Annotated in this window: 8 protein-coding genes; 4 read left to right on the forward strand and 4 right to left on the reverse strand. The window is 62.9% G+C overall.

Annotated elements, in window-relative coordinates; genetic code table 11:
- Nucleotides 1-152: 152 nt before the first annotated feature.
- Nucleotides 153-1,496: a bifunctional folylpolyglutamate synthase/dihydrofolate synthase gene (locus tag JMJ97_RS07755; RefSeq protein ID WP_260699799.1), complete on the forward strand. Its 1,344-nt coding sequence runs from the start codon at nucleotides 153-155 to the stop codon at nucleotides 1,494-1,496.
- Between the two features lie 105 nt (nucleotides 1,497-1,601).
- Here the strand turns inward: JMJ97_RS07755 and JMJ97_RS07760 are convergent, their stop codons facing one another.
- From JMJ97_RS07760 to JMJ97_RS07775, 4 genes are all read right to left on the reverse strand, one after another.
- Nucleotides 1,602-2,690, reverse strand: coding sequence for a M24 family metallopeptidase (locus JMJ97_RS07760; protein ID WP_260699800.1), 1,089 nt, complete (start codon nucleotides 2,688-2,690; stop codon nucleotides 1,602-1,604).
- A 226-nt stretch (nucleotides 2,691-2,916) separates the two neighbouring features.
- Complete coding sequence (locus JMJ97_RS07765; protein WP_260699801.1) at nucleotides 2,917-3,327, reverse strand: DUF1667 domain-containing protein; 411 nt, start codon at nucleotides 3,325-3,327, stop codon at nucleotides 2,917-2,919.
- A gap of 3 nt (nucleotides 3,328-3,330) precedes the next feature.
- Entirely contained in the window at nucleotides 3,331-4,677 is a 1,347-nt protein-coding gene (locus JMJ97_RS07770) for an NAD(P)/FAD-dependent oxidoreductase (RefSeq protein ID WP_260699802.1), read from the reverse strand.
- Nucleotide 4,678: 1 nt separating this feature from the next.
- Nucleotides 4,679-6,136: an NAD(P)/FAD-dependent oxidoreductase gene (locus tag JMJ97_RS07775; RefSeq protein ID WP_260699803.1), complete on the reverse strand. Its 1,458-nt coding sequence runs from the start codon at nucleotides 6,134-6,136 to the stop codon at nucleotides 4,679-4,681.
- Nucleotides 6,137-6,542: 406 nt separating this feature from the next.
- Between JMJ97_RS07775 and JMJ97_RS07780 the strand changes: the two genes are divergently transcribed.
- From JMJ97_RS07780 to JMJ97_RS07790, 3 genes are all read left to right on the forward strand, one after another.
- Nucleotides 6,543-6,974, forward strand: a complete 432-nt coding sequence (locus tag JMJ97_RS07780) for a double zinc ribbon domain-containing protein (protein ID WP_055251579.1) — start codon at nucleotides 6,543-6,545, stop codon at nucleotides 6,972-6,974.
- A gap of 234 nt (nucleotides 6,975-7,208) precedes the next feature.
- Nucleotides 7,209-8,972, forward strand: a complete 1,764-nt coding sequence (gene thrS / locus JMJ97_RS07785; protein WP_195444535.1) for a threonine--tRNA ligase — start codon at nucleotides 7,209-7,211, stop codon at nucleotides 8,970-8,972.
- Between the two features lie 320 nt (nucleotides 8,973-9,292).
- The coding region (locus JMJ97_RS07790) for a helix-turn-helix domain-containing protein (protein WP_260699804.1) at nucleotides 9,293-9,836 on the forward strand (544 nt) is incomplete at its 3' end.

Below are 9,836 nucleotides of genomic sequence, written 5' to 3' on the forward strand. Positions count from 1 at the left end.
AGTGCGGTTACGTGGTTGTTTGCAACTGGTAGGTTGGGGCCACTGGGTTGTGGTCTTGATCTTGCTGCAAGCGGATAAAGGCTGATATTGTCAACGCGAGGGGCTCATTCTTTTTGGTGGGCCTCTTTTTCTGTTAAGGGGGACTTTGGGTTATGGCTAAGCGTTCTGGGTCGTATGTCGTTCCTTTCTCGTTTGAGTTGCTTTCGTTTGGTGAAGCTGTGGGACTTGCTGCTGATACGGGGCGGATTTCTGGGGATGCTGGTCCTCTGCTCGAGACGGTTGTCGATATGCTCGATGAGTTGGGGCGTCCGGACGAGTATTTCGATTGCATTCAGGTTGCCGGTACCAATGGCAAGACTTCGACTACGCGTTTTTCGGCTGCTATTCTTCGCGGCGAGGGGCTCAAGACCGCGCTGTATACGTCGCCTCAGCTGGTGCGCTATCCCGAGCGCATGGAGGTTGACGGGCGCGTTGTGAGCGATGAGGCGTTTGCCCGTGGCGTTTCGGCCGCTGTTGAGGCGGGGCATCGAGTGAATGCCCGTCGTGTGGCGGCGGGGGAGCGCGCCTATACCATCACGCCGTTTGACCTGCTGACGGCTGCTGCACTGGTGGTGTTTGCCGAGGCTTGCGTGGACGTGGCCGTGCTTGAGGTCGGCATGGGCGGACGCTGGGATGCTACGAGTGCGACCGATCCCGTCGCCGTTGCCATTACGGGCATTGGGCTCGATCACACACGTATTTTGGGTGATACGCTCGAGGCCATTGCGGGGGAGAAGGCTGCGGTCATTAAGCCCGGACGCCTGGTTGTGCTGGGCGAGGGCACGCATGAGGCGAGCGTTCAGCGCGTGATGGATGCCCGTTGTCGAGAGTGCGGCATTGTGCCGCTCGTGGTGAGGCATGCCACGACTAAGGTGCCGGTGCATGTGGGCGACACGGTTGAGTTTAGCTGCACCACGCCACGTGCGATCTATACGTCGAGCATGGTCAAGCCGGCCTATCAGCCGCAGAATGCCGCGTGCGCGATTATGCTTTGCGAGGGGTATCTGGGTCGCGAGCTCGACCACGATGCGCTGGATGCATCGCTTATGGGTTGCCCCACACCGGGTCGTTTTGACGTGCTGGGGACCGATCCGCTTAAGCTGATTGACGCCTGTCATAACCCCCAGAGCTGCGAGAACTTTGTGAGCGCGCTGGACGAGATTGATCCGTGCGTGGAGAATCGCCCCACGCTGCTGTGCGCCGCGCTGGCCGACAAGGACGTGGCGGGCATCGTCGACGTGCTGATCCCGGCTTTCCCGCGCGTGGTCGTGACCCAGACCGATTCCGATCGCGCCCTGCCGGCGGAGGAGCTCGCCGCACTTGTTGATGCCGATAAGCTCGCGGGCGTATACCCCAGCGTTTCCGAGGCCCTCGCAGCTTTCAAGGCCGCGGGCGAGCCCTTCGTAGCAGCCGGCACCATCACCCTAGCCGGCGAAGTAGCCGGCCTGCTGCGCTAACCCATCCCCTCATCAGTTGCGGTGAAATAGTTCCTGTTTTTGGGTTCTGGCAGCCCATCCAGGAACTATTCCACCGCAACTTAGTTTGGGGGCTTGGGGACCAGGCTAGTCTAGGCGGACCGGATCATGGGTGTAAGCATTGAGAATCTCGACGCCGTTCTCGGTCACCAGGGCTAGGTCCTCGATGCGGACGCCGGTGCGGCCGGGGAGGTAGATGCCCGGCTCGATAGAGAAGGTCATGCCCGGCTCGACAACCTGCTCGTTGACGAGCGAGACGTCGCCCGGCTCGTGGTCCTGCAGGCCGATCGAGTGTCCCAGGCGATGCGTAAAGTACTGCCCATAGCCCGCATCCTCAATCACGTTGCGTGCGGCGCGGTCCAGGTCACACATGCGCACGCTCGGTGCGATGAGCGCCTCGGCGGCCTCGTTGGCGCGGCGCACGATGTCGTAGATGTGCGCCGTCTCCTCGTCCGGCTCGCCCCAAAAGAACGTGCGCGTCATGTCCGAGCAGTAGTTGCAGCGTCGCCCGCCAATGTCGAACAGCACCACGTCGTCGCGCTTGAGTACCGTATCGTCGGGCTCGTGGTGCGGGTCGCCGGCGTTGGCGCCAAAGCTCACGATGGGCGGAAAGCTAAAGCCCTCGCAGCCGTGCTTGCGATACAGTCCGAGCATCTGGTCGGCAATTTCGCGCTCCGTCACGCCCTCGTGAACGAGCTTGATGGCGTCGGCCATCACGGCGTCGTTGGCGGCCGAGGACGCGCGCATCAGCTCCTGCTCGGCGGCATCCTTGTGGGTGCGTGCGGCGGTGACGGAAAAGTCGCCCAGGAAAAACTCGCTGGCGGCATGGCGCTCCATGAGCGGCATCAAAAAGCCGGAGCGCATAACGGTATCGATGCCGAGCGGCTTGGTCGGATCGAGTTCGCGTGCGATGGCGTCGGTCACGACATCGGTATCGGCGTGATAGGCGACGTGGGCATTGTCATACTCGGGCAACTGATGCAGCGCGTTGACCAAGATCACCGGCTCGCTACCGCGTGCGAGCAGCACGCCGCAAAAACGCTCGAACATATCGGCATAAAAGCCGGTCAGGTAATAGATCGACCACGGGTCATTCACAAGCAGCTGCGCGCCGGGGTGCTGAGCCTCGAGCGCATCAAGCACGCGCGCCACACGCTGGTCATCGACATGTGCCATACATCGTCCTTTCGCTAGGGTGCCACCATGGTATCCCAAGCCCGGCAGATAGGGACGTTCCTTTTATGCCGGCACTCCGGGACACTCCTTTGCATCCCATGCGCGCCCTCACAAGTTGCGGTGAAATACGGACTGTTTAGCGGCCTGAAGCCATAAAACAGTCCGTATTTCACCGCAATTGAGGAGGGGCGGGGTGGATGGCGGGGTAGCTAAAAGAGCCCCGTCCCTAATTTGCTACTTTGGCTCGGTCGATGTCCATGCTGGCGACGAGGTCGATATTGGTGTTGAGGAGGTCCTTCAGCACGACGTTGCCCATGCGGATGGGGGCGTTGACGACTAGGCCTCGGATGAGGGCCATGGCTTGGGCGTGGAGCTCTAGCGGGATGGCTTCGGATGTGCGCACGGGGAGCAGGGCTTCGTCGCCGCCGGAGACGGCCACGGTCGTCGTGAGCACGCGCATGGGGCAGGTGAGTTCCTGATGTGCGAACTTATCACCGCGCGGGCAGCTGTTGCCGGTCACGGAGCGCACCTCTACCACGGCGCCGTCTGCGTCACGCTCTACCTCTACGGTCAGGAGGCACTCAGATGGGCAGGTGGTACAGTTGAACTTGAGTGTTTCTATCGCGTTCGTGCTCATAGTTTACGTCTCCTCAACAGGGTCAACGGACAGGACAATCTCGCTGGCACCCAGGTCGAGCGCTTGTTTGATGACCTTTGCCGGCAGCGGGAAGCTCTCCATAACGCTCGGCTTAAACGCGCGGACCTTGCCGGCAAACAGTTCCTCGTCGCCTGCCAGAATGCGCATGCGGGCGGCGTCGACGGGTCGGCGCACGCGGAAGTTGAGCTTGGTGAGCGCCACGGCCGTGATGCGTCCCGGCAGCGCGTAGCCCGCGATGCCGGCAGGGGAGACGGTGAGCTCGCAGTCCGGAACGGCGCCCGCGCCGGTCCCCAGAGCCCACGCCGCCGCAGCCGTGCCGGCACGTTCGGACTCGGTTGTCACGTTGTCGGCCAGGTCGTGTACGTGCAGCACGTTGCCGCAGGCAAAGATGCCCGGCACGCCCGTCTGCAGGCTCTGGTCCACCACGGCGCCCCGCGTGCGTGGGTCAAGCTCTACGCCCGCGGCAACCGAAAGCTCGTTCTCGGGAATCAAGCCCACCGAAAGCAGCAGCGTGTCGCACGGAACAATGCGCTCGGTCCCCGGAATGGGTGCCAGGTGCTCGTCGACCTGACTCACCTCGACGGCCTCCACGCGATCGTGTCCTATCACGCGCGTGACGGTGGTGGACAGGTGCAGCGGAATGCCAAAGTCGTCCAGGCAGTTCTTGACGTTGCGGCGCAGACCGTTGGCGTATGGCATAAGCTCGTACACGCCCTCGACCGAAATCCCCTCGAGCGTGCAGCGACGTGCCATGATCAGCCCGATATCGCCCGAACCCAAAATGACGACGCGCGAGCCGGGTTTGAGGTTCTCGATATTGATGTATCGCTGCGCCAGGCCGGCCGTAAACACGCCAGCGGGACGACTGCCGGGGATCTTGATCTCGCTGCGGGTGCGCTCACGGCAACCCATGGCAAGGACGACCGCGCGCCCGGTGAGCTGCAGCATGCCGGCAGGACTCATGAGCGTGACGGCATGGACCGCGGTGTCTTCCGTAGGCTCGCCTGAATCAATCCCAATCACCATGCTGTCCAGGAACAGTGCAATGTCGGTTGCGTGCACCTGGTCGATAAAGCGCTGCGCGTACTCGGGACCGGTGAGCTCCTGTTTAAAGTGCGAAAGGCCAAAACCAGGGTGGATGCACTGGCGGAGGATTCCGCCCAAGTGCTGCTCGCGCTCCACGATGGCCACGCGTGCGCCTGCCTTATGCGCGGCCATCGCGGCCGCCATGCCGGCAGGTCCGCCGCCGATAACGACCACGTCGAAAGCTTGCGTTTGTACGGCTTCTACGACGCCGCAATCAATAGCGCTCGATTTGAATTCCGCCATCCTAGCGCACCCCCTTCAGCGGTCCCTCAACCAGCCAAGAACCTGCGTCCTCCAACAACACCTCGCTGGGGTCGCAGCCCAGCTCCCGCGCCAGGATCGCCACCACACGGCTCTGGCAAAACCCGCTCTGGCACCGGCCCATGCCGGCACGACAGCGGCGCTTGACGCCCTCGACCGAAACCGCGCCCGGCTGGCGTCGGATCGCGGCCACGATTTCGGCCTCGGGTACCGTCTCACAGCGGCAGACAATCTGTCCCCACGCGGGATCGGACTCGATCAGCTCCTCCTTGCGCGCCAGCGGTGCGCGGTCAAAGTCGTCCGGCGCGCGGCGAATTGGGTTCCAGTCCGCCCGCTCGTGCAGTTCCACGCCCGCCTCGCGCATCACGTGCTCCATGCGCTCGGCAATGGCCGGCGCGCTTGCCACACCCGGCGACTGAATACCCGCCGCCTGGAACAGCCCCGGCACCACGGCCGACTGTCCAATAAAGAAGTCGTTCGTTCCCTGAATGACCGGACGCCCGCCGGCAAATGCGCGCACCACGCGGCGCGTATCCAGATCGGGCACCAGCTTGCGCGCGCCGGTCAGCAGCGCGTTCACATCGCTCGCATAGGTCTGCGTGTCGCCCGGCTCGCGCACGGCAGCCGTGGCGGTGATCACGGTGTTGCCATGCACGGTGCCCGTCACGATAACGCCTTTCGACACCGGCGTCGGCACGGGGTAGAGCGGCATGAGCGTGCGCGGCTCCTTGTCCAGCACCACGATGTTTCCCTGACGCCAGACCATCTGGAATTCCTCGGCGCCCGCCATATGCGAGATGTCGGCGGCGCCGTTGCCCGCGGCGTTGATCAGGTAGCGGCAGCGCACGTTGCCAGCGGGGGTCGCCAGCGTAAAGCGCGCGGTTCCGTCATCCGAGTCGGCAACTTCAATTGCCTCCACCGGCGCAGACCGCATAAGCGTCACCCCGTTGGCCACGGCGTTCTCCAGCGCGGCGATGGCAACCTCAAACGGGTCGACAAACCCAGTCGAGGGGCACCACAACGCGCACGTTGCATCGGCACTGGCGCGCGGCTCTAATTCGTGGATGCGGTCGGGTCCGACGATCGACAGCTCGGGCACGCCGTTGGCAAGGCCATTCTGGCGCAGCTTCTCCAGGTGAGCGCGGTCTTCATCGTTGAAGCCCAGTACCATCGACCCGGTGCGGCGGAACAAAAAGCCTAGCTCCTGGGCCCACGTGCCATATAGCTCGCAACCACGGGCGTTGACCTGCGCCTTGACCGTGCCCGGCGCCGGATCGTAACCGGCGTGCACCAGGCCGCCATTGGCCTTCGATGCGCCCAGCGCAATATCATTAGCCGCCTCGACCACGCAAATGGACAGGTCAAACCGCGCGAGCTGCCGCGCGATGGCGCACCCGGTGATGCCCGCGCCCACAATTGCGATATCAAACGTTTCTGCCACGGTGCCTCCCAGACGAGTTGACAGGCTGTCAATAGGACTATCCTACGGTCTGCGCGCCCACAGCGCGGCGGCAATGCGGCGAACAGCCCCGCAGCATCCGCCAACGGCAGACGAGGGGAGACCCGGCAACGTCGACAACCTCGTCTGCCGACAACTACGGCAACCGTTCGTCTCGATCTGTAACAGTTAGACGAGGATTTGGGTTCCAGACGTTACAGATTGAGACGTTAGTCTGGCGGGTCCTCCGTTTGTCTCAATCTGTAACATCTAGACCCGGAGTCCGCTCCCACCTGTTACAGATTGAGATGTTTGTGTCCGCGCCAGCCCCGTACTCAGCCGTGGTCCCATATAAACAAACCCCGTGGTAAACTTGACCGAACTGTTAATATTCCGAAAGGTACCCGTAATGTCCAAGTACATCTCCGAGCTCATGTCGCCGCAGCTTATGGGCGTCGTCTATGCCTTTGTTGGCTTTATCATCGCCCTGTATGTGCTGTCGGTCGTCTATGTGTTTATCGACGCTCGCCGCCGCGGCGCCAGCGCCTACGTGGCATGGGGCATCATTGCCCTCATCCCGTTTGTGGGTCTCATCGCCTACCTGGTCCTGCGCCCGCACTCCTATGCGTCCGACCGCGAGGAGCAGGAGCTGGACATGGCCCTGCGCGAGCGCCAGCTTGCCCAGTACGGCACCTGCCCGCAGTGCGGCGCGCCCATCGAGAAGGACTTCGTCGTCTGCCCGGTGTGCGATACCCAGGTTCGCAACGTATGTCCCAGCTGCCATCGTCCGCTCGATGCGCACTGGAAGGTCTGCCCCTACTGCCGAACTCGCATCCAGTAACGCATCCATCGTCGGGCTGGCCGCAAGCCACGGGCGCCGCGCGTCTCGTGCAAGCCGCGCGCGCCCCACACCCCGCCCCACACGATGAAGCATGCGTAGAAAATCGCCCGCCGTGCCATTAAGGTGCGGCGGGCGCTTGTATACCAAGGCAACCTGCCTATAATGATGCAAGTCAAAAACGACGAGCGCATCGCACGCACTTGCATCAGGCATCCGAGAGGAGAAAACATACCCATGAAGGCACTCTACAATGACGGTTCGGTGGCCGAGCTCCCGCAGGACGAGGTCACGCACGTCATCCGCCACTCCGCCGCGCACATCATGGCGCAGGCCATCAAGCGCCTCTATCCCGAGGCCGACTTTGCCTACGGCCCCGCGACCGACAACGGTTTTTACTACGACGTCGACCTGCCCGAGGGCGTCAAGATCAGCGAGGACGACTTCCCCGCGATCGAGGCCGAGATGAAGAAGATCGTCAAGGAGAACCTCAAGTTCACTGTCTTTGAGAAGCCCCGCGCCGAGGCCATCGCCCTTATGGAGGAGCGCGGCGAGAAGTACAAGGTCGAGCACATCGGCGACTTGGACGACGATGCCCGCATCACCTTCTACCAGCAGGGCGACTACATCGACATGTGCGTCGGCCCCCACATCTGCTACACCAAGGCGCTGAAGGCCTTTAAGCTCACCGGCGTCTCGGGTGCTTACTGGAAGGGTGACAAAGACAACAAGATGCTCACCCGCATCAACGGCGTCGCCTTTGCCACCAAGGAAGAGCTCGACGAGCACATGCACATGCTGGAGGAGGCCAAGAAGCGCGACCACCGCAAGATCGGCCGCGAGATGGACCTCTTTATGATGCGCGACGAGGCCCCCGGCTTCCCGTTCTTCCTGCCCAACGGCATGATCCTTAAGAACACGCTGCTGGACTACTGGCGCGAGATCCACCACAAGGCCGGCTACGTGGAGATTTCCACGCCGCTCATCATGAACAAGCAGCTGTGGAAGACCTCGGGCCACTGGGACCACTACAAGGACAACATGTACTCCACCGTCATCGACGACGAAGAGTACTGCATTAAGCCCATGAACTGCCCGGGCGGCGTGCTGGTGTACGCGAGCAAGCCGCACTCATACCGCGAGCTGCCTATCCGCGCCGGCGAGATCGGCCTGGTGCACCGCCACGAGCTGCGCGGCGCCCTGCACGGCCTGTTCCGCGTGCGCTGCTTTAACCAGGACGATGCCCACCTGTTTGTGCGCCCCGACCAGTTGACCGACGAGATCGTGGGCGTAGTCAACCTCATCGACTCCGTGTACCAGAAGTTTGGCTTTAAGTACCACGTTGAGCTTTCCACCCGCCCCGAGGACTCCATGGGTTCAGACGAGGACTGGGCGCGCGCCGAGGAGGGCCTGCGCACCGCTCTGGAGAAGCTGGGCATGGACTACGAGGTCAACGAGGGCGATGGCGCCTTCTACGGCCCCAAGATCGACTTCCACCTGGAGGACTCGCTCGGCCGTACCTGGCAGTGCGGCACCGTCCAGCTCGACTTCCAGATGCCGCTCAACTTTGATCTGGAGTACGTGGACGCCGACGGCACCAAGAAGCGCCCCATCATGCTGCATCGCGTGTGCTTTGGCTCCATCGAGCGCTTCATCGGTATTCTGATTGAGCACTTTGCGGGCAAGTTCCCCACCTGGCTGGCTCCCGTGCAGGTCAAGGCGCTTCCCGTCTCTGAGAAGAGCCGCGACTACGCCCACGAGGTGTGCGCCAAGCTGGAGGAGGCCGGCATTCGCGTGGTCTGCGACGACCGCGACGAGAAGATCGGCTATAAGATCCGCGAGGCCCGCAGCATCGACCGCGTGCCCTATATGCTCATCCTGGGCGAGAAGGAGGTCGAGGCCGGCAACATTTCCGTCCGCGATCGCTCCAACGAGACCGTTCAGATGAGCGTTGACGAGTTTGTTGCCAAGGTGCTCGAGGAGATCAAGACTCGCGCCTAGCACAAACAATACAAGAATTAACAAAGGCGATCGTCCTCGCGGGCGGTCGCCTTTTTTGTTGTCTATAGAAGAGAAGCCGCTGGTTAGAGTGGCTTTTTTGTTGTGCAAAAAGGTACAGGTTTTTGTATCTTTCGACGTTGTTCATTATACGAGCAAACTGCTCGCGTTTTCCCAGATTGCACAAAATCCTTGATTGTCATTTTCATTGCAACAGCCTCAGGACTCAGCGCAACGCGTTGCGCTGAGTCCTGAGGCGCGAATCCGGGTAGGCAACCCCAGAGGGGCCGGAATCCCCCGGCCCTCGATGGAGGGAGGCCGGCATGTCCAGACCGAGACCGTCCGGAAGGTCGTACGGGAGGCTCACGAGGCACGAGAGGAACGCGGTCGAGAGGATGCTCGACCGCAACCGAAGCGCCCGCGAGATCGCCGCGGAGCTCGGCAGGTCGCCCTCGACCGTGACCAGGGAGGTGGCGGCGCACCGCTACGTCACCGCGCCGCGCTCGCGCTACGGCGAGCCCGCGCCCGAGGACCTCTCGGGGGCCTGCCCCAGGCTCGCCGCATGGCCGAGGTGCTGCAACGGCTGCTCGCACAGGAGGGGCTACGGCTGCTCGAGGAGGCCCAGGGTGTTCTACAGCGCCAGGAGGGCGCAGGAGGCGGCCGACGCAGAGCTCTCGTCGAGCAGGTCCGGGATAGACGAGACCGAGGAGGGCGCCGCCGCCAAGCTCGCGGCCATCAGGGGCGGCCTCGCGCGCGGGCTCTCCCCGCAGCAGATAGCGGCGACGACCCCCGGCCTCAGCGCCTCCACCGTATACAGGTGGGTGGACGCCGGCTACGACGGCATGACGAACATGGAGCTCAGGCGCA

The organism is Collinsella aerofaciens (assembly GCF_025289055.1).
GTDB lineage: Bacteria > Actinomycetota > Coriobacteriia > Coriobacteriales > Coriobacteriaceae > Collinsella.

Bases quoted from the DNA above. Each gene is read 5' to 3' on its own strand.
- JMJ97_RS07765 (WP_260699801.1), bottom strand. From the start codon at position 3,327: ATGAGCACGAACGCGATAGAAACACTCAAGTTCAACTGTACCACCTGC.
- JMJ97_RS07770 (WP_260699802.1), bottom strand. From the start codon at position 4,677: ATGGCGGAATTCAAATCGAGCGCTATTGATTGCGGCGTCGTAGAAGCC.
- JMJ97_RS07755 (WP_260699799.1), top strand. From the start codon at position 153: ATGGCTAAGCGTTCTGGGTCGTATGTCGTTCCTTTCTCGTTTGAGTTG.
- thrS (WP_195444535.1), top strand. From the start codon at position 7,209: ATGAAGGCACTCTACAATGACGGTTCGGTGGCCGAGCTCCCGCAGGAC.
- JMJ97_RS07780 (WP_055251579.1), top strand. From the start codon at position 6,543: ATGTCCAAGTACATCTCCGAGCTCATGTCGCCGCAGCTTATGGGCGTC.
- JMJ97_RS07760 (WP_260699800.1), bottom strand. From the start codon at position 2,690: ATGGCACATGTCGATGACCAGCGTGTGGCGCGCGTGCTTGATGCGCTC.